Source organism: Paenibacillus sp. 1011MAR3C5 (assembly GCF_003591485.1).
Classification (GTDB): domain Bacteria; phylum Bacillota; class Bacilli; order Paenibacillales; family Paenibacillaceae; genus Pristimantibacillus.
This window is the reverse complement of sequence record NZ_QZCF01000001.1, coordinates 432366-458014: the sequence shown is the minus strand read 5'-3', so window position 1 is coordinate 458014 and position 25649 is coordinate 432366. Positions and strand designations below refer to the sequence as shown.

The window sequence follows — 25649 nt, the reverse complement described above, 5'->3', positions numbered from 1 at the left end:
GCATCTTTGAAACGGACAAACTGTATTTGTAAAATGACTCATTTTTCAGGTTGAAGATCAAGAAGAGAACTGACTTATAACGTGAGCGATTGAAGACTTTTCCCGATCATTAAGCCGTACATGCACACATAGGCCCTAGCCCACATACAATGTACAACTGACGAATCTTCGCGCTAGGGCTTATGAATAAGCCTGAGCAATTCAGCTTGGGGGTGTACGGAGCATGGGATTTTTTACGGCTATCGCTTTATTTATCAAACAGCTTACGTTGCTCGTGTCGTATGTGAAGAACAATGCTTTTCCTCAGCCTCTTAAGGAGGATGAAGAGACAAAGCATTTGGCGTTGATGGCTGAAGGCAATGCGCATTCGCGCAATTTGCTCATAGAGCATAACTTAAGGCTGGTTGCTCACATCGTCAAAAAATTCGACAACACCGGTGAGGATCTGGAGGATCTTATCAGCATTGGCACGATCGGCCTCATCAAGGCCATCGAGAGCTTCCAGACGGGCAAAGGCACCAAGCTCGCGACCTTCGCCGCTCGTTGTATCGAGAATGAAATACTTATGCATTTAAGATCACTGAAGAAGACCCGCAAGGACGTCTCGCTGCATGACCCGATAGGGACGGACAAGGAAGGCAACGAAATTACGTTGATCGATATCTTGGGTACGGAAACAGACGATGTTGCGGATAAGGTTCAGCTTAAGATCGAGAAAAGCAAGATTTACAAGAATCTAGACATACTGGATGATCGCGAAAAGGAAGTTGTTATAGGGAGATTCGGGCTGGTACATGGCGGGGATGAGCGGACACAGCGGGAGATCGCGAAGGAGCTGGGCATCTCGCGGAGCTATGTGAGTCGAATTGAGAAGCGGGCTTTGATGAAGCTGTATCATGAGTTTTATAAGGCGAAAAGATGAAGATGCAAATTTGTTGATTAGCCGGCAATGCCGGCTTTTTTAAATTTACAAGGCCATGCTTATCTATTCAATCAAAATGAACGCATTAATCAAATTACTTCTTCTGCCTTAAATGTCGGTGCAGACATACCGCGAAAATTCTAAGCTTATCACAACCGAATTCCTTCTAAAATGCGCTGAGCCGCCATGCAGAGCTCCACTTGTCGGAAACCGAGTCCTTGGACGTTCTTCAGAGGGCCGTTTATTGTGGAGCGCACCCAATCGGGAAAGCGGTAGACGGCGTATTTATTAATTCCCTTGGCCGAGGCTAGTACCTCCGCCAGACGGACGATAAAAGTGATGGAGGAGGCGTCAGCGGGGAGGCGCATGCTGCGTGACAGCCTTGGCACGATGACCCTGCTCCACAGCTCCCGGGCAGGAATACCGCTCGCGCCGAGCATACGGCCAAGCGCAAGCAGCTTGGCATCGGGGAGTGAAGCCAGCATCTCGTCGCAAGCCTCTTCGGTGAAACCGCCTATATCAATGCAGTAAGTGCGGCCTTGCAAGCCCCTCAGCTGTCGGAGCGCGTCGTAATACCCCATGCTCATGCTGCGGCGTATCGTTTCGGGATTAAAGCTCATCATACCGCCCAGCGGCTCGGAGGGCGAGATCGTCGTAATTGTGAGGCCAGGATAACGGATTTTGCGGGTCACGCCGAATCCGAGCGTTCGGACTGCGACGATGCTCGTATATCCTTTGCGAGCGAGCATGTTGATCGGACAATTGTCGTATAGTCCGCCGTCGATAAAAGCTTTATCGTCGATGTACGTCGTCTGAAAGCCGGGAAAAGCGGCGCTGGCCATCAGATAGTCCAATACGCGCCCCTGCGGAATATCCTCCTTGTAAAGCTCGAGCGGCGCCCGATCGCTCAAGGAGACCGTCACCAGGCCGAAGTCCACGGCGGAAGCCCGCAGCCGACTTTCGTCGACGAGGGATTCCATCAACAGGCGCATTTTTTGCGTGTCCATGCCCCTGTCCGCGATTAGCCTCTTGGTGCGCGAAGCCAAATGGCGTAAGGCGGCCGTATCGAGCTTTCGCCGCATCAGCAAGCGGTATTCTTCGTCACTTATATCGAAGATTGATCGGGCGTTCAGCCGCTCCCAGACCTGGTATCCGATCTCAAAATCCCCTTGCGCGATGACGGCTCCGTTCAGGGCGCCGATAGAGGTGCCGGCTATGGCGTCGAAGGTTTGGCCCGTCTCCTGGTAGGCTTTCATCACTCCCATATGGTAAGCGCCCTTGGCGCCGCCCCCTTCAAGCGCAAGCGCCAACTTGCCTGTATTTGTTGATGTCACGACTTCCGAACCTCCTTCATTACTCGCTTGGACATTTAAAAATATTAATGTAGAGCCGCCTATATTCCGTAAAGGAAAGTTATATATATTATAACGCGAGATCTATTCTGATGTGTACAATCTCGCAATGTTAAACAACATGTTATTTTCGTAGCATGAGAAAAATAGAAGCGCCAACTCGGCATGCTGAAGAGGGGAAAACGTGCCTAGTCGCGATGACGCGGATCGGGTGGTGGTCCGCGTAAAAACCATTGGTTACATCCGGTTGTGTCCACAACGTCAAAAACTTCGACAACACCGGTGAAGACCTTGAGGATCTCATCAGCATTGGCACTTTCGGCCTGATCAAGGCCATTGAGAGCTGCCAGACGGGCAAAGGCACCAAGCTCACGACCTTCGCCGCCCGTTGTATCGAGAACGAAATACTTATGCATTTAAGATCTTTGAAGAAAACCCGCAAGGACGTCTCCTGCATGACCCGATAGGGACCGACAAAGAAGGCAGCGAAATTACGTTGATCGATATCTTGGGGACGGAAACGGATGACGTCGCGGATAAGGTTCAGCTTAGGATCGAGAAGAGAAAAATTTACAAGAATCTAGACATACTGGATGATCGTGAGAAGGAAGTTGTGATCGGCAGATTTGGTTTGGTGCATGGCGGGGATAAGCGGACGCAGCGGAAGATCGCGAAGGAGCTGGGCATTTCGCGGAGTTATGTGAGCCGGATTGAGAAGAGGACTCTGATGAAGCTGTATCATGAGTTTTATAAGGCGAAGAGGTAATTAGATTGCAATATAGTTTAGTTTAACAGTAACAAGGGTCAAATTTTTGAAGATAGCATAGTGAAACAAAGGAGCCGAACGGGCCAAATGAACCTGTTCGGCTTTTAAATTTGCAAAAAACTTAAATTATTGTGGGTTTTTAGGTTCGCCGTGAACTTCAATAAGCGTATTCTTCAAATCAATTTATTGGCTTATTTTCTGTAAGAATGATTGTAAAGCAAAATGTTTAAAAATCCACGCGGTAACGACATAATACGACAGTTTTTTTGAATGAAGAGTATTAGAATGTAAAGTACATACAAAAGGGGATAGGTAAAATGAATCAAATTGAAGAGATTGTTACTAGTTTCATAAGAGGTAGCACTGTGACTGCGGGCGTGGTTTCCCTATTATTTATGTTATTTAGAAGCCAACCAATCACGTTATTTACAGCAACAAGCGCAGAAAAAATCTTTTTCTCTAAAGAGAAGAAGTTATCTATTTTAACCATAAGATATTTATTTCAAGTGTTTATAGTTTCTATTTCAATGTTCTCTGTATTTGTACATTCATATGATAATAATATTTCTTATTATAAAGTAATACTTTGGGTGATGATTATATATTTAATTATTGGTTTTATGTTTTTTATATGGAAATTAATCGGATATAAGAGCTTTAAGAATTATATTAAATCAATAGGTTTTAAAACAAAGCTCACTATATTACTATCTGCTTTATTATATTGTTGTGTTCTGATAATTCTTCCTGCTTTTTATTTAGGGAATACAGTCGATCAACAAACATTTGATTTTGAGTTAACTAGTGATAATTTTTTTGTGGAAATTATTGTTGTTTACGTTTCGTTCTTACTATTTTCTTGTGTTGTATTGTTTTACGTTAAATTAATTTTTAAGTTATGCATCGAATACGATTTGTTTTCTGATAAGTCAATTTATATATTGTTAAACGAGAACGGAGTTGAAGAGAAATGGTTTGTATTTTATCCAGTAGATAAGGATACATTTTTACTAGGTAATGAACCTCATCATGATGAATCTTTAGAGTTCCGGTATATAGAGCGTGCAGATCTATTGAAATATAAAATGAATGTCTTTAAAAGAGAAGATGCTACTTGATATTATAGGAAGTTCTCTTAATGAATGTGATTTTTCCAACTAACGAGCAAATAACATTAATATCAGGTAGATCAACGAGCTTAAACGTTAAGCTGCAACCGTAGTCTCAAACTATTCTTCTAAAGAGAGATTTTGATCGTTTATTGTGCCTTAACGATTTTGATATAAATCCCCCTTCGATGGCAATCTGAAGCAACATTGAAAGTGCTGCGAGATTTGCAGTGAAATGCAATATTGGCTGATGAGGTTTGATTACTTAAAACAATTAAAGCAGGATTTTGAATGTCAAGGAACTCCTTACACGAAGTTTAATTAAATCCACGTTAGTTTTGGTCCCTGCTCCTTTAGTGGACAATGGAAGACAGGGTTGGAAGAAAAATACTATACTAACTCTCTGATACAAGAGAAGGAGGGGGAGAATTCTGACTCTATTATCTCCTCCATTCTGGACTTGTTCATTTTGAAGATTGTAAAAGAACAATAAAACGATGTATTTATGATCTCCTTATCGTGGACAAAACACATTGTCTTAAAAATCATAACAGCACTACGAATAAATTTACTTATAGTATCAATAAAAATAAAAGAGGGTGCTACCTTTAAGGGGGATGATATGTTGCAATTTATCTCGGGTAATTGTTTTCAGAAAGTTCAATTTTAATGTTTGTTGGAGACGATATCCAAAATATGTATATAAAGAAAAGATCATGTATTTTAAATGTGGGATGTGAAAATATGTACATTTCAAACCTTTCGATTACTAATTTTAGAAATTTTAAAAGTAGCAATTTTATCTTTAAAAAAGGAATTAATACTTTAATTGGTGAAAATGGATCCGGGAAAACGAATGCGTTTTATGCGCTACGACTTATGCTAGATGGAAATTTATCTATTAATGCTTCCAAGCTAATTGAGACAGACTTTAATAAGGGGCTTAATGATTGGCGAGGGCACTGGATCGCTATTAAATTAGAATTTAAGGATTTAGATTCTAGTGAGGCTACAACTATGCTAGCTCATAAAATGGAAAATGTTCTCGAAGAGGAATCTAGAGGTACATATATTATGTACTTTAGACCGAATAAGAGATTAAGAAAACTACTATATGAATTAACCGAGAGTTCAGATAAAAACGCTGAAGCTCTAAAAATAATATTGTCTAAAATAACTATAAACGACTATGAAACGGTATATTGTTTTAGAGGAAACGCAGACTTAACTAATGAGTTAGTATACAAAAAAATTGTTGGGGATTTTGAAACTATAGAGTTTCCTGATCCTGATAAAGATGATCAGGATGAGCTAGGAAATCCAACTTCGCAAACATTTTTAATTCGAAATGAAATTGCTTGTACCTTTATCAAGGCATTACGAAACGTAGTAGGTGATTTAAAGCAAATAAGACAAAGTCCTTTATTAAACTTATTAAGAGGTACTGCAAATGATATTAAAGTTAAAGATTCACAATTCATCACAGACAAGGTAGTAGAATTGAATGCTACAATAAGTGAATTAGAAGAAATCAAGCAGCTAACCGATAAAGTAAAGTCGTCATTGAATGATACATTAGGTTTTACATATGCCCCAAGTGTAAATATTAAATCAGAATTGCCAGAGGAGATAAATAAACTCCTAACTTCTTTAACATTATGGGTAGGTGATGGCGAAGAAGATCAAGAAGGCAAGTTAGAAGATCTTAGCTTAGGTGGGGCAAATTTAATCTATATAACCTTGAAGTTATTAGAATATGAGTATAAACAACCTAAGGAAGAAAAGGCTGCACATTTTCTTTTAATTGAGGAACCAGAGGCTCACATTCATACTCATATTCAAAAAACTTTGTTTGATAAGTATCAATTTGAAAATACACAGGTTATTGCTTCTACTCATTCGACACACATTTCATCCGCTAGTAAAATTAGTGCTGTAAATGTACTCAGTAAAGATAAGAACCAAACGTACGTTTGTAATCCGAGTAAATCGCTCTTACCAAAAGAATGCATGAGGATTGAGCGCTACCTTGATGCTACTAGGTCTACTCTATTGTTTGCAAAAGGTGTAATTTTAGTAGAAGGGGACGCTGAGCTTATTCTTATTCCAGAGATGTTTAAAAAAGTTTTTGGAATAAGTCTTGATGAAATAGGAGTTAGTATAATTAATATGAGTAGTACTGTTTTTGAGCATATAGCTAAGCTATTCCACGACGAAAGAATTCATAGAAGGTGTTCAGTAATTACAGACAATGATATATCTTTAATCGATCTTCCAGAAGATTCTTCTATAGACAACAAGGAGCAGAAAAAAGCAAGGGATTCTCAAACTAAGGGTATAGAAAGAAGAAGTAAGCTTGATACAGTTTATAAGGACAATCAATGGGTTCAGCCATTTTACGCAAAGCATACTTTTGAGGTTGAATTCATTCTTAGTGGTAATGAAGATGAAACAATCTCTATATTGGATAAAATCTATACAAGAGAGGCAGATAAGACAAACCCACGATTAAAGTTAGCGTCTGTTGATTCACGAACTAAAGGTGTAGAAATTCTACGACTTGCAGAAAAAGAAGGCAAAGGTTGGTTTGCTTTATTAATTGCTGAAGGATTGTCTCCAAAGACACTAATCCCAACGTATATTCTAGAAGCTATTGCTTTTGCTTCTAGTCATATTACCTCAAAGCACATTATAAAAATGGCAAAGCATATCATGGAGAATAGGTTAGATAAGTCTACCTTTGAGGCAATACTTGAAAAAGGAAAAGTAGAGTCTCTGGAACACGATGCAATTCTTGCGGAAATAATAAGTGCTCTTGATAAACTGGATTCGGAAAATCAACTATCCAGATTCTATAAGATGGTTTGTAAGGAAAGGGAGCATCAATATGCTGAGTAAACTAAACCCTCAACAGAAAGAAGCTGTTAAATTTCAAGAGAATGCATTAGTCATAGCTTGTCCTGGTAGTGGGAAAACGCGTGTATTAACATCCAAAATAGCTTATGAATTAGAAAAAATGTCTACAAAAAAGAAGATGGTTGTCGCTCTGACTTATACTAATCGTGCTGCTGAGGAAATAAGCAAAAGAATTGATGAAATGGGTATTTCAACTGAGCAGCTTTGGGCTGGGACTATACATTCTTTTTGTTTTCAGTGGATCCTAAGTCCATATTCAAGTAATTTATCAGAGCTTAAATATGGTTTTAGTATTGCAGATGAATTTATGGTAGACGAGTTAAAGGAACAAATATTTGAAGAGTACAATTTGCCAGGATTCACTGAGATAAATACTAGGATAAATAGGCAGGGAAGTTATGATTTTATAGGTGCTGGTAATAATCCAGCAGAAGAGTTGCATAAGCGATTATTAAACAATCGGATGATTGATTTTGACCTGTTACTATATTTCTCTTATCAACTTTTAATGAAATATCCTAAAATATCGTTACATCTAGGGAGAATTTTCACATATATTTTAATAGATGAGTTTCAAGATACACAGGACTTACAGTATGCAATAGTTGGTCAAATTATAAAAGCCAGTCAAAAAAAATGTAAATTGTTTTTAGTAGGTGATCCCAACCAGGCAATTTATAGTTCGTTAGGCGGAATGGCTAAAGAAGTTTCTGAAATAGCAGAAGAAATAGGATGCGAGATAAAAAAGTTGGAGCTATCTGGTAATTATCGTTCAATTCAAAGGATAATTGATTATTATACATTATATCAATGGCATGTGACAAATGTGGAATCAATGATTGATGATGGAAGAGATAAAGGAATAGTGAAGTTTAATAATACAACACATAAAGATAAATTATATCAAGAATTAGCGACTATTATTCGTGATCATCTTAATAAAGGAACTAATCCAAAGGAAATATGTGTTATTGCTCCTCGGTGGGATCATTTAACTACTATTTCAAGAAGGTTAAAGTCACTTCTGCCAGATGTGCCATTTGACGCACCTGGATTGACCCCTCTTCCTCGTTCTCTAGATAATTTTTGGTATAAGCTTGCTAGACTATTATTAACTAAGCCATCCTCAAAAATGTATATGACTAGAATGAGATGGAGTAAGCAAATACTCGAAGAAATTAATATATTTACAAATACGAATTATGAAACTAATAGTAAACAATCCCGTAAGTTTCTAAGATTAATTAACGGAATAAAAATAGACGAATCAAATGGTATTCTATATTTAAAACAAGCATTTACTTTGTTATTTTCATTATTAAATATTGACTTAGAAGATCATAAAGTTCTATACGAGCATTGGGAGTCATTTTTTAATGGGATTGAGAGAAGGTATTCTAAACCTGACTTTGTAACCTTACCAAAGGATATATCCTACTTCCGTTCGATGTTTCAAATTGCTAAAGGAGTTGTAGTAAATACTTGTCATGGTGTAAAAGGTGAGGAATTTGACACTGTTATTGCATTTGGATTACTAAGAGGTTATGTGCCACACTGGAACAGTATAATAAATCAACACTATATGGTTGAAGAAGAACATTCTAAAAAGCTACTATATGTTATTGGTTCACGTGCTAAGAGGCATCTTTATATGTTTGCAGAAAAAGGTAGGTTAACTCAAAGTGGAAATGAATATGAAGTTAATCGGCAACTTGGCAGAGTGAATTTTGAGTATAATGATTCTGAGGTATCACTAGTTTATGGTATCTAAAATTACATATTTTAATATGAATATATTTATATTATAAATAGCAAGACACCACTGCAAGCTCTTTTTCGAATATCGCAGAGCGAATACGCTAACGGAGCGACTGCAGGAAATCATGAGGAAGTAATCAGGAATCTCTAACAACATCATACAATTGATCAAGGCCATCGAGAGCTTTCAGACGGGCAAAGGCACCAAGCTCGCGACCTTCGCCGCCCGTTGTATCGAGAATGAAATACTTATGCATTTAAGATCCTTGAAGAAAACCCGCAAGGACGTTTCGCTGCATGACCCGATAAGGACGGACAAGGAAGGCAACGAAATTACGTTGATCGATATCTTGGGTACGGAAACGGATGACGTCGCGGATAAGGTTCAGCTTAAGATTGAGAAAAGCAAGATTTACAAGAATCTAGACATACTGGATGATCGTGAGAAGGAAGTTGCAGCGGGAAATTGCGAAGGAGCTGAGCATCTCGCGGAGTTATGTTTCGAGAATCGAGAAGCAGGCTCTGATGAAGCTGATCATGAGTTTATAAGGCGAAGAGGTAACGAGGTATTCATCGTTTTGTGACAGCCGGCTTATGCCGGCTTTTTTGTATTGGGCTAAATTCAATGGTCTTGATTTCCTTTACCGATCGATTATGAATGAAGAACATATGTTAAGCTATTTACTGCCGGACGGTTTAATTGGCTTCGCTAAGGAGAGAGAATGGATGGAACAGGATGTTATGAATCGTACCCTGCGTGATTTTAAAAGTAACCAAGCTGTACTCTTGGCCATAGGCAATGAAACTCGCCAAGCCATATTGATAACTCTAGCTCAAAGAGCGCAAGATTCTGGTATGCGGGTGGGCGAGATTGGACAGTATACGCATCTGTCTCGACCTGCTTTAGCCCACCATCTTAAAGTGTTAAAAGATGCAGGGATCGTTAGCGTTCATAAAGAAGGAACCAAAAACTATTATCGTATCCATGCGATTGAAAAATTGCAGGACATACGGAATATGATTGATATCATTTTGTCGCTTTGCAAGTAATTGCAATATTAATCGTAGTTTTTATAAAGGAGAAAATGTATGGATATGTCCATTGAAGCCGCGAACGGAGTAAAAATTCCACAGCTGGGGTTTGGTGTGTATAATCTCAAACAAGGGAAGAACGGTGTATTTGAAAAAACCATTAATGAAGCCATTAAAGCCGGATATCGCCATTTTGATACAGCACGTATTTACGGCAATGAACAAGCCTTGGGGCGTGGCATAGAGGATAGTGGTCTTCCGCGAGAAGATTTCTTCCTTACATCAAAGGTTTGGACAACCGATCTGGGGTATTGGCAGACACAGCAGGCCTTTGAGCATAGCTGTAAAAAGTTGAATACAACTTATCTTGACATGTACCTTCTTCATTTTGCCGGTCCTCATTATGTCGACGCATGGAAAGCATTAGAGAAATTGTATGTGGAGGGAAGGATTAAAGTTATAGGTGTAGCGAACTTTGAGATCGAGCACCTGGAGCATCTGAAGAAGCATTCGGAGATTACTCCGATGATTAATCAGATTGAGACTCATCCTGAATTTCAACAGCAGCCATTGAGAGAGTATATGTCTCGTCATCAAATATTGCATGAAGCATGGGCACCATTGGGGCAAGGAAATAAGGCTTTGTTTGAGAATACAGAACTAAAGGACATAGCTCGAGGGCATCAAAAAACGGTAGGACAAGTCATTTTACGCTGGCACCTAAACCGGGAAACAATCGTCATACCAAAGTCCTCGAATCCTCAACGCATAAAGGAAAATATGGATGTATTGAATTTCAATTTGAGTGAGGAGGATATGGAGCGAATTGCGAGGTTGGATACCGGTAAGCGATATTCTGTCAATCCAAGAGGATATCAGGTGAATCCCATGTTTGTTAAACTGATGAAGCTCTTCATGTAGTCGTACGGAATACAAAGATCGAGAATGAAAGACATTTAATAGGCAGCCGTTCAAGATGTACTGCGCCCTGTTATCCATAACAAGGAGCAGTTCATCTCGAACGGCTTTTTTGTGTTAGCTGCTGGCAGATTTCTGAATAGCTGCAGCAGATCTACTGCTCGATTTTCTAAACCGCAGATTGCTGCTGGCAATCCCTATTAGAATAACGATCACTCCAATCCACTGAGGCAGGCTAATGACTTCTCCTAGTACGACAGAGGACATGATAATGACGACCGGCAATTCGGATGCAGTCAGTATGGTGCCCAAACCTGAGCCGACATGCGGCATTCCGATGGAAAACAATAGTGGAGGAAGTACGACACCAAATATGCCGAGTGCCAATCCATAGGGAGCTACCCCAATCAATACATCCAAATCAAATAAAAAAGTTGGAGGGAATGCGCAAAACACGACGATAACTCCCCCTGTGGAAAGCAGAGCGCTTTTTAAGATCGGAGGGGTCGCTCTCTCAACGATGCTGCTCAAGAAGATGAAAGTGGTGAAGCTAAATGCAGCAAGCAAGCCCCAGATGCATCCTGCCAAGGACAACGTCATCCCTCCCTGGAACAGAATATTGGCAGCCAGGACAGAGCCGATCAGAAGCAGACCAATGGATAGAAGCTTGCTCCCTGTCGGCTTTTTCTTATGAAACATCCACTCAAAGAGAGCTCCGATCCAAACAAATTGGAATAGAAAAATGATCGCCAATGATGCGTTAAGCGTTTGTAGAGCCTGATAATAAAAAACGCCTGTCAATCCGAATGGAATACCCGATAGAAGCAGCTTGGTGATTTGGATGCGGGTCAGCTTCGTCTTTTTGGTAAATAAAACAGCCAGCCAAGCAAGTACAGCTCCGAATAAGTATTGGCCCCCGGTTACGTCCGATACCGAAAATCCTGCTGCATATGCCAACTTAACAAAGGTGGACAAAATCCCATAACAGCAGCCCCCTAAAAAAACGATCAACGCATAATGCCATAATTTCATTGTAATCCCCCTTTTGAATGCAAAAAAGCCACACAAAAGGCCATTAAGCCTTTGTGTGGCGAAAATAGAGAGTGTTCTCCAGAAAAGTCCACATACATCCCAAACAGGTTTTATTATTCCGTTTCGGTATTCAGTATAAAAACACCTTGTGATTGTTGTCAATCATTAATTGCAAAATATGGGCCCGGCTAATCGAAAATCCATCTAACTGCTCGAATAACCAGACGAGGCACGTATATCAATAACTCAACCAAGAAATCCAAAATAACCGAGCCCGTATCCAGCTTTTTTCGTGATATTCGTTTCATCATAACCTCCGACAATCCAGTTTTTAGGTAATACGTGACTGGAATGAAGTGGTTTCTTCGGCTGGAAGGGTTGAATTATGCAGCATGATTATCTGCTGATATACTTGATTTATGTTTGGTCAATGTTCATTCAAGGAGGGAATAACATGGAAGTGTTTGCTGAATATTTAGCCAATATTGTGAATGAGCAGCATCGGGCCCGGACGGAAGAGGTGCTGACATGGGTGTCCGAGCGATTTCCGAATTTGGAGCCCAAGATAGCTTGGAAGCAGCCGATGTTCACCGATCACGACACATATATTATTGGCTTTAGCGTATCCAAGCAGCATTTGGCTGTTGCGCCTGAGCAAGCGGGTATGGTTCAATTTGCGGATGAAATTGTACAAGCTGGCTATGATCATACCAAGGAACTTGTGCGATTTCGGTGGGATAATCCGGTCGACTTCTCATTGCTTGAGAAAATGATCGAGTTTAATATTGTGGACAAGGCAGACTGTACGACATTTTGGCGGAAATGAAGTTTGAATATACGCGATTAGAACGCGAATTTAAAAGTGTAAAAAACCGATTGAGTCCTATGACTTCAATCGGTTTTTCTATGCGTTGCTTACGTCCTTTGACGCCCCGTTGTATCAAGAACGAAACTCTTATGCAGTTGAGAAATTATAAAAAAATGAGTCATATTTGCATAGTACAAACAAGGACGTTAACGAAAAATCAATGCACTTTTAAATCAATCTTTATATCGGAACGTTCTGTTTCGCTATCATAAACTTTTATTTTTTTGAAGGTATCATCTCTTTGAACCAATAAATAACCTTGAGCATCTTCTTCCATTAAACTTAACTTTGGATAAGGAGGTATAATCACATATTCTTTATTTATTTTCTGAAAGTGAACTTCCGTCAACATTTCGTTGCCCCAATAAGCGTGAACAACGAGATGTTCAGGTTTGAGGGTATACTGATTCATTTCTTTTGGCCACCTGATAAATAGTAATTCTAAATTGTTCATTATGTATCGTGCAAATGAATCGTCGGAGCGCGATTCAGCATTTGTCTTCTCCCATGTTTTCATATCTTGAATAAAGAGCTCTGGTATTAATTTTATATTGATCAGCATCGTTTTATTTTGATTACTATACTCCACGAGAGGATCAGAGAGGTCCAGGACATGGCGTTGTGAAAAATAAATCGACTCAAAATAAGAGCGGATCAAAGTATGGGTAGGCGTTTTATATAAATCGATTTGTTGATTTAATCGGGGTATTACCACCGAAAGCAGAATCGGTAATAATAAGAGAACAGCTAGAAGCCTTTCGACCGAAAGCCACTTTCTCGTCATGAAGAACATAATAATCGCGAATAAGAGACTGGCATACGGAGCGATGGTAAATAAAGGAACTACAAATACAGCAATTAATGAATAGTGGCCAAGTATGTATATGGCTAGCCACCCTATTAACCCTGAGAATAAAGTGATTAAAGTTAAACGCCTGTAGTCCATCCCACATTCCCCTAAAGTATGATGTAATCCAATGGATATCATTGATATCGACATGATGATAATTTTATATAAATAAACAGATATATACAATGAAGAGGTGCAGGTTGAAATTATTAAAGACCATAAAGCCCCGCCTTGACTCCTAACTAGAGGTAGTTTATAGTTGTTTCATACCCATAGGGGTATCTGTTGAATGTATTGCGACAAGGTGATAAAACGAACAACACCATCAAGACGGAGGATACCGAATGGATAGCGCAACAATCATTAATCTTCTCATCGCAGCGGTAATAGGCCTGTTTTTATGGAACCGATTCGGCACGGCAAGGGGACTGAAAAATATGAGTCCAATCCGGTTTGAGCAAGAGCTGAGTGATCATGCAGATGCACTGCTCATTGATGTCCGAGAGCCTCATGAATATCAAGCTAGCCATATTCCGAATGCAGTCAACATTCCGGTGTCCCAGTTGCAGGACAAGCTGACGGAAGTCCCGAAGGACCACAAAGTGCTCCTTTATTGCCAAAGCGGTCTCAGGAGCAGGAAAGCAGCGAGAATTCTGAGCAAGCTGGGCTATCGCAACATGGGGCATCTATCGAGCGGCATTATGGCATGGGGCGGACCTTTGAACACGAAAAAGTAAAAAGTAAAGCCTATCTATCATGAGCTGCCAATCATACACATGATTAAGCCTTCCACATAGGAAGGCTTTTTTAGCGATTGCTACCATCCCATACTGAGGCTGTTTTGATGATTAGCCCTCCATACAGGAATTGGAACTGAAGAGATGCCCTCAATTTGTCCATCTTCTCCGAAGGGTATAAGAGAGGTGAACAGGAATGAAGAAACATTGTTTGTTTTGCAATGAACTGATTGATATGAAACAGGATGAAGAATTCGATCGTTATTCGGGGTGCATGTGCGCGCCCAATACGTATTATCATTTGAGCAAAGATGCTTATTCGTATATCCAGGCTTTCTCCTACGCCAAGAAACGGCAGGTGCTGCCTATCGTATCGGCCTATATTCGCGAGCGGGCCGAGAATGGGGAACGACTATTGCTGACGCCAGGCAAGATGGAGGAGATGATGGTCGATCCCGATATCCCGATGACGACGGAGGAGAAGGAGAAGAGACTTCTACAGTACTTGTACCGGCGGACGGAATCGGCCTTGGAGCCCGTGAATCTCCATCCGTTGTCCAAAAGCTTCAACTTGACGTATTCCACGAATCTGCAGGAGTTCGTCTATATCATGGAGAAGCTGCGGGAGACGGAACTGCTTGTTAGAGAAGGCTCCATCTTGAAGCTGACGGATCAGGGCTGGAGTGAAGCAGCTGCCTTCTCAGGAGGCGGCAAACGCAAGCTGTTCAGTGTTATAGTCGGAGACGAGGAGATCGGGTTGGAGTGGTCCGCTCAATTGCTGCCTGGTCTTGAGCAATGCGGATACGATACCCGTCTGCTGTTGCCATCGAGCCTGCGCAAGCAGGACTCGGAGCTGCTTGAAGCGCTGGCTGAAAGCCACTATATTTTAGCCGACTTAACGGGAGCAGGTCCTGAAGTGTATTTCGCTGCAGGTTATGCGGCAAGGGCGGATATCCCGCTAACCTGGACCGTTAGAGCTGATCAGATCGACAGCTTGCTTTCGCAAAGCGAATGGATACGGCCGATTCCATGGGAAGACACGGAAGAACTGGTTCAGCGGTTTCAATTAAGAAGATAACAGAGATAGGCAGAATAAGACTTAGGAATGAACAACAGCTTCAGGCTCGCCGCCGCGCGGGTCTGAAGTTTTTTCATGTCTAGGAGAACAAGTCAATTCACTGGCATGAAGATGTAAAGCAAAGGGGTGTTGTCGCATGCTTATCCTTGCTACAATAAATAGATCAGACAGACAACGAGAAGGGGAATACGAATGAGGGGCTTTGCAATCTTTATTGCATTTTATTTGATAGGCTTGGCCTTGGAAAAGGGTTTATCTATTCCGCTGCCTGCGAATGTCATCGGGTTGGGTCTGCTCGCATGCGCGTTGTTTCTAGGATGGATCAAGCTGGAATGGGTCGAGGCTAGCTCGAAGATCGCGATCCGGCATATGGGCCTGCTGTTTGCCCCGGCGATCGTGGGTACGATGGTTATCACTAAGCAGATTCAGTCGGAGTGGCTTGCAATTGGCTCAAGCATTGTCATTGGCACGCTGGTGACGATGCTGGCAACGGGATTAGCCATAAAGCTGTGGCCAGACAGGAGGGAACAGCGTGACGCTTCTGGGTCCCATTCTGCATAGTCCGATTTTTGGCATTGTACTAACGGTTGGTTTATATTGGGGGGCAGTCAAGCTGAAGGCAAATCGCCGCTGGGTGCATCCGCTGATCCTCACGGCTGCTGCGATTATTGCGATTCTGATGCTGAGCGGCATTCCGTATGAGGATTACCGCAAAGGCGGCGAATGGCTGAGCTGGGCGCTCGGCCCTGCGACGGTCGCTCTGGCTGTCCCGTTATACAAGCATGCATCACGAATTCGAAGCAGGCTTGCGCCGGTTATGACGGGGATAACGCTGGGCGCGATTGTATCCGCTGGAATGACGGCCGGTTTCTTCCACTTGACTGGCGCATCTATGGAGCTGATGTTCTCCGTTGTAGCCAAGTCGTCATCGGCGCCATTCTCGATGGAAATTGCCAGACGGCTTGGCGGAATACCGGAGCTGGCTGCTGCCATATCTGTCATTACGGGGCTGTTCGGAAGCTTAGCGGGACCAGCTCTTCTTCGTCTGTGTGGCGTGCATTCGGATATTGGCATAGGGGCTGCCATCGGCACATCTTCCCATGGAATTGGAACTGCGCGCCTGATGGAGTCTTCCGAGCTGCAAGGCAGCGTCAGCGGCTTCGCAATGGCAGCCGCAGGCATCATCTCCACCTTGCTGATGCTGCCTGTCTATTGGTGGATGCTATCGACATAATTCATAGAGGAGCCCACCAGAAAGGGCCGTCTAACTGTAAGCCATCACGGCTTGCGGCTAGTCGGCCCTTGATTATTAATTACTTCTCGTAATAAAGTTCGCAGGATCGGCGTTCAACTCGCGCACGATGTTCTCAACTTCTGTCCAGGCTTGTTCGAATGTGATCGAACCGGAAGCCGCATCGCTTAATTGCTTCTGCATGACGTTATTAAATTGCAAGTAAGGAGCATTTTTGAGGGATTCGGTCGATATTGGCGCGGCTCTTCCTTGTGACTGGTAAATCACATCCGTTGAGAAATCGCCTATGTTGACATATTGGGGGTACGTAACGAATCCGCTTGACAGCGAGTTGGAGCTGATTAGCGACGCTCCTTCCTCACTCATCAAATAGATGATCAGCTTCCATGCTTCCTCGATATGCTTGCTCGATTTGTCCAGCGAAAAGGCGGCTGGCAGCAAGTAGGAGGTCGACCCTGTATAGCCGAATCCATTTGGCAATTCCATGATGGACCAACTGTCGGTAGTAGCATTGCTGGACAGCATATTGTGGACATAGCTGGCTTTCTCTACAAACATTCCAGTACGCTGACGTTCACTAAAGTCAGGATTGTATCCGTCATTTTTTGCGATTTGGTTTTGATAATCCTCAACTAACTGCTCCGTCAGCGCTCTCCATTCCGGTCGATCAAGCGTTAGTTGACCATTCTCAATCGAGCGGAACCCCATCATCGTTTCTCCGACGAAGATACTATAATAGGACCACCAGGAATCGCTCATTTCATAACCGGATAAGCTTTGATTTTTTTCTTTCAGGGCCAAAGCTGTCTCCCGGAAGACCTCCCAGCTCATGGGCGAAGACGGCTCAGCTATGCTATGTTCCTGAAGAAGCTTGCGATTAACGAACAGAACGTACCGGTCAATAGAAGGAGATATGCTGGTCAGTACACCTTCCGAGTCGACCGTGGAGGCGACGACTTGCTGCTGGACCTCGTTCAGTTGAACGTGGTCCCGCTCGATCAGAGGGGCAAGATCGACAAGCCTGGACTCTTCTGTATAGTAATTGGGCGAGAAGTTATAGTAGAGATCGGGCTGTTCGGCTTCAATGATTTCAACCGCACGGCTTTCCCGCTCAGTGGCTGGCGTATTCTCTTGCCGCAGCTTGCCGTTCACATCCACTACCTCAAAGGACAAATGCGGGAACTTTTCCTTTAATAATGGTACATACGCATTGAATTGAGTGGAAGATGTCAGTACCTTTAATGTAACCTTAGATTTATCCTTGGATCCAATACCTAAGCTGGAGCAGCCTTGCATAAGGAGTGCAGCGAGCAGCAGGAGCGGTACCCATTTCCAAACCTTCTTCATGTAAAAATTCCTCCTGTCAAAGTTATGTAGTCCGGCAGAAACAAACATCATACGGATGCTGCATGAACACGCGCCTGGTGAATCTTATCGGTTATCTGTCCCGGATAGGGGTCTCCACATATAGAACACATCATCATATGGAATAGTTGCAAAAAATTATTGTTCAAATGAGCCCGGATCGGCGTTAAGCTCCTGAACTTTTTTCTCGGCGTTTGCCCATGCGGTATCAAAGGTTACAAGTCCTATGGCGGCCGCTTCAAAATTCCCGTTGAACGTATCGGTCAAGGAGCGATAAGCTTCTTCGGTTAACGATTCGTCAGAAGGTGACCAAGGTGTGCCGTTGGCGGTGACGATTGGTTCTATTGGAAAATCACCGATGGAAATTAGATTCGGATACGCGACAAATCCATATGCAATTCGCTCTTCCATGATTCGTACTGCTGCTTCTTCGCTCATTAAGTAGGAGACGACTCCCCAAGCATCTTCGGAATAAGAGCTATCGCCATGAATGGCAAAGTTATTGGTTGCTTCGAAAGGTGTCATTTGGGTATGTGACGGGTCTCTCGGCAGTTCCGTAATCGTCCAGTCTTCTGATGTTCTCTGTTCGTAAATCATTTGTTGGACGTAGGAGGCAGGCGCCAGGTACATGCCGGCTTGCTGCGGGTCTCGATCCGGGCTATCTCCGAGGTTTTGGAACGATGCCTTCATCATGTCTTCGTACAGCTGCTCGAATAGTTGGCGCCACTCGGGCTCCGTAATGCGCAGCTGCCGGTTTTCGATTTGTTTCCAGCCCATAATGTTTTCGGCGACCCAATAGAATGGCAGCATCCATGGCATGTTCAAGATATAGCCGTGTACAGTTGCGTCTTTTTCTTGCAGCGCCAAGGCAGACTGACGGAATTGTTCCCAGGTCATGGGACTTCTCGGTTCAGGGACGCCAAGCTCCCGGAATAGCTTTCGGTTAATGAAGAGAACATCCCGGTTGAAAGTAGGAGAGAGCTGCAGCAATCTGCCGTCTGTTCCCTTTGCGGAGTCGACAAGAATCTGCTGGATGTCATTCCGTATGATCCGGTCGCGCGTCAGCAGTGGAGCCATATCCACAAGCGGAAAATCCTCGATGTAGCTTTCGGGATAATAGTTCAGGTAAAGATCCACATCTTCCTCTTCGATGATCGTAGCAATTCGATCATCCCACCCGTCCACAGGTATTTTCTCAGCATTCAGCGTGATCATGGGATCGATAATTTCATAGCTGATATGCGGAAACTTCTCTTCCAGCATCGGCTTGAATCGTGTTATCACATCGGTTTGCCCCATTACTTTGAGCGTGATGTTCTGCTTCTCTTTCTTGCCAACCCCAAGGGTTGAGCAGCCTTGCAGCAGAAGCGCAGCGATTAATATGACAGATAGCCAGCAGTCTGTTCTTTTTCTCATCTCTATGCCCCCTATACTTAAATGATAATAATCCCCCCAGTGGACAATTTGCCTCGAATGAAGCGAAAGGAAAAGTGATCCTATCGCGAGTTTCCAATAATAATGATTAAAAAAGGGCTTTATAGAAAATATTTCATAATATGATCATAAATACTTCATAGAACCGCGTCAATGATTTCAGAGAAATTCGTCTATCCACAATGATAGAGGGCAGCAAGCATGAAAAAGACGACGCACCATGTGAGTCGCCATGTGGTTATTGCTCGAAATGGGCCGGATTTTCGTTCGCCAATACAAATTTCTGAAGATACACAGATGATTCCATATACAGCGATGTCATGTAAGATGGTGCATAGTGCTTGGAAATGGTGGAAAACTAAAAATAGGAATCCCAAATAAAGCAGGAGGTTGCCCATGAAAAGGCTGAAGCTGAATATCATCATTGGTTTATTGCTCATGCTTGCAGTCGCAGCGCCTGTCAATGCAGCAAGTCCAGAGCAGGACAATGGAGGCACAACCAGGGAAGTGAGGCAGATGCAGCTGCAATCAGAGCGGGCGAAGGCGCTGCGCAGTCCCGGATATCTGCAGCGCTCAGATCTGGATTCCTACCACATGACATCCGTTCCGGCTGCGGACAAGAGTCCGAATTGGAACTGGTTAGGTTTGCTCGGCTTGCTCGGGTTGACTGGACTGAGAAGAAGGAACCGCGAAGAATCATAGGGCTCTGGAAACTAAAAAACTAAAAAAAGGAACCATTCAGCTCCTAGCGGGGAGTGGATGGTTCCTTTTCATTAGAAGTGGAACGGGCTGCTTGCTATTCGCTTAATCAACGATTAAATTGCGAGGAGAGGTAGATGCGATTAACGACGATGACAGCCATGAGCCTAGTGCTGCGGGAATGATGCTTAAGCATGCGGCAATGGCAATGCCGGTCCAATCCAGCACAATGGGCAAATATAGAATGCCATAACTATGCAGCAGCGATTCGATGGAGCTTGGCAGGACGAAAATTCCGGTAAGAACTCCGACAAGTGCACCTGCGAAGGCTATACCTGCAATTCCGCTAAGAATAGAAACTCGTATGCGGGATGAAGTCAGGCCAATCGTTTTGTAGATGCCGTATGTTTTGCTTTCTTTACGGATTTGAATTTTGCATGTGCTGTAGATAATAATAGCCGAGACCGCAATGAATAGCAGCGCGATAAAGCCCATCGGCAGGATCAGCAATCCCGTAGCTTCCTTGAATACGGAATCCAGAAGCTGCTTCTGCGTGACAATCGTCATGGAGGAGCGGAATCGCTCATTGAACTCAGCGGCAACGCTGTCTGCTTGCTCCAGATCGAATACGTTGATGAAGGCAGTGTCCGGCTTGAAGCTGGAGACTCCTTTGCCGTCAAGAATCGCTTCCGATGAGATACGCGCCGAATAGGACATATTAGCAATCGCTTGATAGATGCCGGATACGACAAAGGTTCGCTTCACGCCTTGGATATAGACCTCCGCATGCTCGCCAATGCCAACATCCAACTGCCGGGCTACATTAACCCCGAGCGCAATTTCATTGCGCAGCTGCGGATTATGCCCCTGGATTGTAGTCAGTCCTGTTTCTTCGAAGCTGCCTTCCAGTACACTGATATTTATATTGATAGGGCTGTCGGATATGACAACACCGTTAACCGTAGAGAGCCAAGCGGATGACCGTACCCGGCTATCCTGCTCTAGAGCCTTATCGAGCGCGTCCCGCGAGAAGGAGGCGGGATTAATGGCGATGGCGGCAATATGCGATGAATCATATCCCCATTCGCCGGCCCGCTGATCAATCGAAGCGACGCTATTGACCAGCGTATAACCGAAGGATAGAGCAGCGGCCGTTACGCATGAGATGATGAAGATGAGCCAAGAGCCCTTTTGATGACTCCGTATATTTTTCCACGCCAGCACAATAGAAGGTGAGAAGCGGTCGAGGCGGATCCATCCAGCCTGTCTTTTGCTGAAGCGGGCGTTGTCATCTTCCGACATGCCATAGCGAATAGCTTGGGCAGGCATAATACGGCGAGTTTTGTTGGCAACGGCATAGGTACAAGCGCTGACCAGAACCAGCACAAGCAATCCAATGGACAGCATGGCTCCGCCCTGGAATGAAGGGGCATCCGCTTGGCCCAGTCTCAGGTTGGACAAGGTCCCGTCCATAATAAAACCTGATATGAGGCCGCTTAGAGCAAGTCCGGGGATGACAGCAGCTACCGTAAGAAGGATATATTGCATCAGGAATACGGCTAGCGTACGGTTCGACGTCATGCCTAATGATTTGATAATACCAATTGATCGGTATTGGGTAAGGATAGCGTCGGATACCGTAAAGCCGATTGTAAGAAGAGCGATGACCAGCATCGTCGCGCCAAGCGCAATCATCAAGTAGCCGATAAGCTTGTTCAAGATCAGATAGAAGGAAGACATCTCTTCATAAGTCAGCTTGGTTTCAATATAGGGGCTATTCAGCGATGCTTCGAATTGCTCCCATAACGCCGCTCGGTCTACGGAGGCATCATACCGCAATCCCAGCATATAGCTGTCGCTTGCAACGCTTGTGAGTTGGCTCTTGAAATCGGCCGGATTCATCCAGATTCGGGATGAAGTGGAGAAGGGCGCTCCGTAAGGCAGATCAATGACTATCGCGCTGACGGAAAGCTCGAACGCGCGGCCGCCGCTTTCGAACTCCAGCCGGTCGCCGACTTCAATGCCTTGTTTGTTCGCCAGCGAGGACGGCAGCCAAATGGTGCCTGGCGCTGGCTGGATGCTCTCTTCGCCGTGTGCAACCAATAAACGGTCAACCGTCATAGGCGCGTTAGGCGTATCCATGAGGTAGACGAATACGTTGGAGATGACGTTGCCGTTCTTAGACACCTTGCTTATGGTTTGGTAGGGCAGCAGCGGCGTAGTGGAGACGCCAGCTTGCTCCGACCACCAATGCTGCACGTCTGCTGGAGGATGGATGCCTTGGTCGAGCAGGAGCAGCTCATGCGAGCCATTGGTTCTGTCGTGCATATCCAGGAAGACATTATCCGTATTCGCAAGCAGGATCATCGAGGTCGACATCAACAGGGTAGAGAGCATAATAAGCAGGATAGTCAGGATGTTTTGCAGTTTTTTTCGTTTCAGCTGGGCTAGGCAAAGCGTATAAATGGCCATCATCGCGCTAATCCCCCGATACATACGAGAAAATAAGATTCTCGCGGTGGGCCGTATCGGCAGGCTCATACTTGTCGAACTCCAGCATGCCGCCTACTTTGCCGTCCCGGATATAGATGAAGCGATCGGCACGGCATGCGGCCTTGATATCATGGGTGACCATCACGATGGACTGGCCTTGGCGGTTAAGCTCCGTCAGCATATCGAGCACCGCGACGCCTTGCGCATAATTCAGGCTGCCTGTAGGCTCATCGGCGAATAGAAGCTCCGGTTCATTAATGAGCGCGCGAGCGATAGCCGCCCGCTGCTGCTGTCCGCCGGATGTATGGGATGGAAGCCGGTGCTGCTGCTCTTCGATGTCCATGGCTTTCAACAAAGACAGCGCCCGGCTTTTGACGGCGGATTTCGATTTTCCTGCCACATAGCCGGGCAGCGCCACATTATCAATGAACGATAGATCCGGCACCAGATTGATGCTCTGATAGATATAACCGATATGCTCCGCTCTGAACTTGGCAAGCTCTTGTTCATTGTATTGGTCAATACGCTTGCCCTTGAACGTGACTTCTCCCGCCGTTAGCCGGTCGAGGCCGCTGAGCAGATAGAGCAGCGTAGACTTGCCAGATCCGGAGTTGCCCATAATGACGGTGAAGTCTCCCTCGTAAATGTCGATATCCAAATTGCGGATCGCATGATAATTTTCTTTGCCGGTCGTATACGTCTTGCACAGATGGGAAGCTTGTATGATGGCATGCTTGGTCAACGGTTAACCCTCCTAGTTGGTAATAAAGTCAGTATAGAGAGCAAACGTGTATATCCTCTTATCAAATTATGAATAAATCCTTACAGAACCGGTATGGTGAAGGTGAATCGGGTGCCTTCTCCCCGGACGCTGCGGAAGGAAATCATGCCGTGATGTGCTTCCACAATGTACTTGCAGATGGATAGTCCGAGTCCCGAGCCATCGGTTGGAAGAGCTGCTTCCGCTTTGTTCGAGCGGCCTTGATAGTAACGTTCGAAGACGAACGGCATATCCTCCGGAGAGATGCCTGTACCTGTATCCGCGATTGTAACGGCCAGGTCGTCCGCAGTTCGCTCAATATCGATTCGAATCGTATCTTCGGGCCTCGTATGCTTCAGAGCATTCATGACCAGGTTGCCGATGACCTGCTCCAGCCGCTGCGAGTCCGCCGAGATCAGCACATCCGGGATCGACCGGGGCTCATGGATGATTACGCCGGTTGACCGCGCGTAATGCGCGATCGGCTTCACCATATCCTCAAATAATGAACGGCTGTATTGCTCTCGCAGATGAACGGAGATCTGACCCAGATCCTGGAGTGCGTGCAGGAGCAGATCTTCCGTCAAGCGAGACATCTTGTCCGTGTTCGACTTCATCACGTCGACATAAGCCATGACCGAATCCATGTCTGGGCATACGCCTTCGCGAATGGCTTCGATGTAGGCTTTGACGGTGGTCAGCGGCGTTTTCAGGTCATGCGAGATATTCGTAATCAGCTCTTTGCGCGCCCGGTCCTGCTCCACTCTTCTAGTGTCCAAATGTTTAATTTCCGCTCTCATCTGGTCAAACACAGCGTAAAGCTCTCCGATTTCGTCCTGTTTGTCATATTCGGCTATCTCCCCGTAATTGCCATTTAGAATTTGCTCTGAATGGTCTTTAAGCTTCAGAAGCGGCTTCATCATGCGATTGCGCATTTTCCAGACCATAAGAAGGAGCAGCCCTGACATTATGATAGCTAGGACAGCAGGCAGGAGATAGGGGGTGCTGGCGAGCCAGACTGGAGATGGAAGGCTGGAGGATAAGGAGAGCCGAGACATGGAGAAGACCGCGTTCCCGATTTGGGTATCCTCCCGCTCATCTATAATGGGGTATGCGATGTTGTAGCGCCCGGAATCTTCATCGTTTGCGAGACGGTCGTACGTCAGCAGAAGTCGCGGGTTGTAAGCCGTTTTTGCCTCGCCTGTGGAGTCGAATAAGATGCTTCCGTCCAATGCGAGGACAAGCACATCGATTTCACCAGTACGGCTAAGCATCCCCAGCTCTTCGTCATGGTTTCCCGACCGGATCTCATGCAGATGCCTCTCCAGATATAGCAGCAATTCATTGACCTTCACTCTGGCGGTCTGAGCAAGAGCATCCTGTTCTCTATGTGAGGCTGGCTGCCCGGTCTGAAGCAAATATATGGCGCTGCCTGCCAGGGCCGCTAAGCACAAGAGCGCAGCGGCCAGCCATTTTGCAATCCACTGATTCATTCTCCGCAGCTCCTCTATTCCGATTCGAGATCCTCATTGAATTTATACCCTACACCCCATACGGTCTTCAGCATCTTAGGCGAAGACGGGTCTTTTTCGAGCTTTTCTCTTAATCTGCGTATGTACACCGTAACCGTGTTTTCGTCACCATAGACGCCATATCCCCATACGGCATCCAGCAGCTGGTTTTTGGAAAAAACCTGATTGCGATGCTTGATGAGATGGTGGAGCAGCTCGAATTCCTTGGCGGAAAGGGACACTTCCTGCTCATGCAGCGTCACACGGTAAGACTTGCGGTCAATCGTAATAGGACCGGCTTGAAGGGCGCTTCCGACCGGCTGTTTTGGCATTACTACGCTGTCGTATCTCCGGAAGTGTGCCTGAATGCGGGCAACCAGCTCGCTTAGCGAGAAAGGCTTTGTCATATAGTCATCCGCGCCGAATCCGAGTCCAAGCACCTTGTCCGTATTGCTGTCGCGCGCGCTTAAGATCAGGATGGGCACCTGGCTGCTCTCGCGAATGCGGCGGCACAGCTCGATGCCGTCGATATCGGGCAGCATGATGTCGAGAATGACGTAGTCGTAAGCGGATGCCGCAAGCATGCGCATGCCTTCTACGCCGTTGTCTGCGGTATCGGCGGCAAAGCCTTGTTTGACCAGATAGTCTCTCAGCACGCGGGAAATATCTTGTTCATCTTCGATTATAAGAATGGATTTGGTCGTATTCATGGGCAAAAACCCCCATATTCGTCGTCTATTTTCTAATCGAGTATATATCGATCCCTACAGATCGACAAGCAAAAGGAAAGCTTGATC

At 44.6% G+C, this 25649-nt stretch carries 21 protein-coding genes and 2 pseudogenes; 14 read left to right on the top strand and 9 right to left on the bottom strand.

The features are described 5' to 3' along the window. Positions 1-223: 223 nt before the first annotated feature. Positions 224-922 carry an RNA polymerase sporulation sigma factor SigK gene (gene sigK, locus D3P07_RS02110; protein ID WP_119798424.1) on the top strand — a complete coding sequence of 233 codons (699 nt, stop codon included), beginning with the start codon at positions 224-226 and terminating at the stop codon, positions 920-922. 149 nt (positions 923-1071) lie between these two features. Here sigK (D3P07_RS02110) and D3P07_RS02105 read toward each other — a convergent pair whose 3' ends face one another. Next, entirely contained in the window at positions 1072-2256 is a 1185-nt protein-coding gene (locus tag D3P07_RS02105) for a patatin-like phospholipase family protein (protein ID WP_119798423.1), read from the bottom strand. 251 nt (positions 2257-2507) lie between these two features. On the opposite strand from D3P07_RS02105, the pseudogene sigK (D3P07_RS02100) reads away from it, so the two are divergent. The 7 genes and pseudogenes from sigK (D3P07_RS02100) to D3P07_RS02070 all read left to right on the top strand — a co-directional run bounded on the left by sigK (D3P07_RS02100) (position 2508) and on the right by D3P07_RS02070 (position 10776). Continuing rightward, positions 2508-3040, top strand: a pseudogene (sigK, locus tag D3P07_RS02100) (RNA polymerase sporulation sigma factor SigK). A gap of 317 nt (positions 3041-3357) precedes the next feature. Continuing rightward, on the top strand, positions 3358-4158 hold the full coding sequence (locus tag D3P07_RS02095; RefSeq protein ID WP_119798422.1) for a hypothetical protein: 801 nt from the start codon (positions 3358-3360) through the stop codon (positions 4156-4158). Positions 4159-4893: 735 nt separating this feature from the next. After that, a complete protein-coding gene (locus tag D3P07_RS02090) occupies positions 4894-7047 on the top strand; it encodes an ATP-dependent nuclease (RefSeq protein WP_119798421.1) in 2154 nt (717 codons plus the stop codon). Beyond that, entirely contained in the window at positions 7037-8836 is a 1800-nt protein-coding gene (locus D3P07_RS02085; protein WP_119798420.1) for a UvrD-helicase domain-containing protein, read from the top strand. Before D3P07_RS02090 ends, D3P07_RS02085 begins: the two co-directional genes overlap by 11 nt. 130 nt (positions 8837-8966) lie before the next feature. Continuing rightward, positions 8967-9372 (top strand): annotated as a pseudogene (locus D3P07_RS27380) (sigma-70 family RNA polymerase sigma factor); the annotation flags it as partial. Between the two features lie 177 nt (positions 9373-9549). Next, positions 9550-9873, top strand: coding sequence for an ArsR/SmtB family transcription factor (locus tag D3P07_RS02075; protein ID WP_119798944.1), 324 nt, complete (start codon positions 9550-9552; stop codon positions 9871-9873). Between the two features lie 39 nt (positions 9874-9912). Continuing rightward, the gene (locus D3P07_RS02070) at positions 9913-10776 is read left to right on the top strand and encodes an aldo/keto reductase (protein WP_119798419.1); all 864 of its coding nucleotides are present in this window, start codon (positions 9913-9915) and stop codon (positions 10774-10776) included. A gap of 114 nt (positions 10777-10890) precedes the next feature. Here the strand turns inward: D3P07_RS02070 and D3P07_RS02065 are convergent, their stop codons facing one another. Continuing rightward, positions 10891-11805, bottom strand: a complete 915-nt coding sequence (locus D3P07_RS02065; protein ID WP_119798418.1) for an EamA family transporter — start codon at positions 11803-11805, stop codon at positions 10891-10893. 454 nt (positions 11806-12259) lie between these two features. On the opposite strand from D3P07_RS02065, the gene D3P07_RS02060 reads away from it, so the two are divergent. Continuing rightward, complete coding sequence (locus tag D3P07_RS02060) at positions 12260-12631, top strand: iron chaperone (RefSeq protein ID WP_119798943.1); 372 nt, start codon at positions 12260-12262, stop codon at positions 12629-12631. Between the two features lie 199 nt (positions 12632-12830). Here D3P07_RS02060 and D3P07_RS02055 read toward each other — a convergent pair whose 3' ends face one another. Further along, positions 12831-13619, bottom strand: coding sequence for a hypothetical protein (locus tag D3P07_RS02055; protein WP_119798417.1), 789 nt, complete (start codon positions 13617-13619; stop codon positions 12831-12833). Between the two features lie 248 nt (positions 13620-13867). On the opposite strand from D3P07_RS02055, the gene D3P07_RS02050 reads away from it, so the two are divergent. The 4 genes from D3P07_RS02050 to D3P07_RS02035 all read left to right on the top strand — a co-directional run bounded on the left by D3P07_RS02050 (position 13868) and on the right by D3P07_RS02035 (position 16572). Continuing rightward, on the top strand, positions 13868-14260 hold the full coding sequence (locus D3P07_RS02050) for a rhodanese-like domain-containing protein (protein ID WP_119798416.1): 393 nt from the start codon (positions 13868-13870) through the stop codon (positions 14258-14260). A 196-nt stretch (positions 14261-14456) separates the two neighbouring features. After that, positions 14457-15338: a hypothetical protein gene (locus D3P07_RS02045; RefSeq protein WP_119798415.1), complete on the top strand. Its 882-nt coding sequence runs from the start codon at positions 14457-14459 to the stop codon at positions 15336-15338. 192 nt (positions 15339-15530) lie between these two features. Continuing rightward, a complete protein-coding gene (locus D3P07_RS02040; protein ID WP_119798414.1) occupies positions 15531-15899 on the top strand; it encodes a CidA/LrgA family protein in 369 nt (122 codons plus the stop codon). Next, positions 15871-16572 carry an LrgB family protein gene (locus tag D3P07_RS02035; protein WP_259391297.1) on the top strand — a complete coding sequence of 234 codons (702 nt, stop codon included), beginning with the start codon at positions 15871-15873 and terminating at the stop codon, positions 16570-16572. Before D3P07_RS02040 ends, D3P07_RS02035 begins: the two co-directional genes overlap by 29 nt. Before the next feature lie 75 nt (positions 16573-16647). Here the strand turns inward: D3P07_RS02035 and D3P07_RS02030 are convergent, their stop codons facing one another. Then, complete coding sequence (locus D3P07_RS02030; protein WP_182914145.1) at positions 16648-17937, bottom strand: ABC transporter substrate-binding protein; 1290 nt, start codon at positions 17935-17937, stop codon at positions 16648-16650. 156 nt (positions 17938-18093) lie between these two features. Further along, positions 18094-19371: an ABC transporter substrate-binding protein gene (locus tag D3P07_RS02025; protein ID WP_119798412.1), complete on the bottom strand. Its 1278-nt coding sequence runs from the start codon at positions 19369-19371 to the stop codon at positions 18094-18096. A 414-nt stretch (positions 19372-19785) separates the two neighbouring features. Between D3P07_RS02025 and D3P07_RS27375 the strand changes: the two genes are divergently transcribed. Beyond that, positions 19786-20091, top strand: coding sequence for a WGxxGxxG family protein (locus D3P07_RS27375; protein WP_259391296.1), 306 nt, complete (start codon positions 19786-19788; stop codon positions 20089-20091). Between the two features lie 102 nt (positions 20092-20193). Here the strand turns inward: D3P07_RS27375 and D3P07_RS02015 are convergent, their stop codons facing one another. The 4 genes from D3P07_RS02015 to D3P07_RS02000 form a co-directional block, all read right to left on the bottom strand. Continuing rightward, positions 20194-22563 (bottom strand): FtsX-like permease family protein, encoded by a 2370-nt coding sequence (locus D3P07_RS02015; protein ID WP_182914144.1) that lies wholly within the window; start codon positions 22561-22563, stop codon positions 20194-20196. Between the two features lie 4 nt (positions 22564-22567). Continuing rightward, positions 22568-23323: an ABC transporter ATP-binding protein gene (locus D3P07_RS02010; RefSeq protein ID WP_119798410.1), complete on the bottom strand. Its 756-nt coding sequence runs from the start codon at positions 23321-23323 to the stop codon at positions 22568-22570. 80 nt (positions 23324-23403) lie between these two features. Continuing rightward, entirely contained in the window at positions 23404-24834 is a 1431-nt protein-coding gene (locus D3P07_RS02005; protein ID WP_119798409.1) for a sensor histidine kinase, read from the bottom strand. A gap of 14 nt (positions 24835-24848) precedes the next feature. Beyond that, entirely contained in the window at positions 24849-25562 is a 714-nt protein-coding gene (locus D3P07_RS02000) for a response regulator transcription factor (protein ID WP_119798408.1), read from the bottom strand. Positions 25563-25649 lie beyond the last annotated feature (87 nt).

Coding starts and splice junctions, on each gene's coding strand:
- sigK (WP_119798424.1), top strand. CDS start 224: ATGGGATTTTTTACGGCTATCGCTTTATTTATCAAACAGCTTACGTTG.
- D3P07_RS02095 (WP_119798422.1), top strand. CDS start 3,358: ATGAATCAAATTGAAGAGATTGTTACTAGTTTCATAAGAGGTAGCACT.
- D3P07_RS02090 (WP_119798421.1), top strand. CDS start 4,894: ATGTACATTTCAAACCTTTCGATTACTAATTTTAGAAATTTTAAAAGT.
- D3P07_RS02085 (WP_119798420.1), top strand. CDS start 7,037: ATGCTGAGTAAACTAAACCCTCAACAGAAAGAAGCTGTTAAATTTCAA.
- D3P07_RS02075 (WP_119798944.1), top strand. CDS start 9,550: ATGGAACAGGATGTTATGAATCGTACCCTGCGTGATTTTAAAAGTAAC.
- D3P07_RS02070 (WP_119798419.1), top strand. CDS start 9,913: ATGGATATGTCCATTGAAGCCGCGAACGGAGTAAAAATTCCACAGCTG.
- D3P07_RS02065 (WP_119798418.1), bottom strand. CDS start 11,805: ATGAAATTATGGCATTATGCGTTGATCGTTTTTTTAGGGGGCTGCTGT.
- D3P07_RS02060 (WP_119798943.1), top strand. CDS start 12,260: ATGGAAGTGTTTGCTGAATATTTAGCCAATATTGTGAATGAGCAGCAT.
- D3P07_RS02055 (WP_119798417.1), bottom strand. CDS start 13,619: ATGGACTACAGGCGTTTAACTTTAATCACTTTATTCTCAGGGTTAATA.
- D3P07_RS02050 (WP_119798416.1), top strand. CDS start 13,868: ATGGATAGCGCAACAATCATTAATCTTCTCATCGCAGCGGTAATAGGC.
- D3P07_RS02045 (WP_119798415.1), top strand. CDS start 14,457: ATGAAGAAACATTGTTTGTTTTGCAATGAACTGATTGATATGAAACAG.
- D3P07_RS02040 (WP_119798414.1), top strand. CDS start 15,531: ATGAGGGGCTTTGCAATCTTTATTGCATTTTATTTGATAGGCTTGGCC.
- D3P07_RS02030 (WP_182914145.1), bottom strand. CDS start 17,937: ATGAAGAAGGTTTGGAAATGGGTACCGCTCCTGCTGCTCGCTGCACTC.
- D3P07_RS02025 (WP_119798412.1), bottom strand. CDS start 19,371: ATGAGAAAAAGAACAGACTGCTGGCTATCTGTCATATTAATCGCTGCG.
- D3P07_RS27375 (WP_259391296.1), top strand. CDS start 19,786: ATGAAAAGGCTGAAGCTGAATATCATCATTGGTTTATTGCTCATGCTT.
- D3P07_RS02015 (WP_182914144.1), bottom strand. CDS start 22,563: ATGATGGCCATTTATACGCTTTGCCTAGCCCAGCTGAAACGAAAAAAA.
- D3P07_RS02005 (WP_119798409.1), bottom strand. CDS start 24,834: ATGAATCAGTGGATTGCAAAATGGCTGGCCGCTGCGCTCTTGTGCTTA.
- D3P07_RS02000 (WP_119798408.1), bottom strand. CDS start 25,562: ATGAATACGACCAAATCCATTCTTATAATCGAAGATGAACAAGATATT.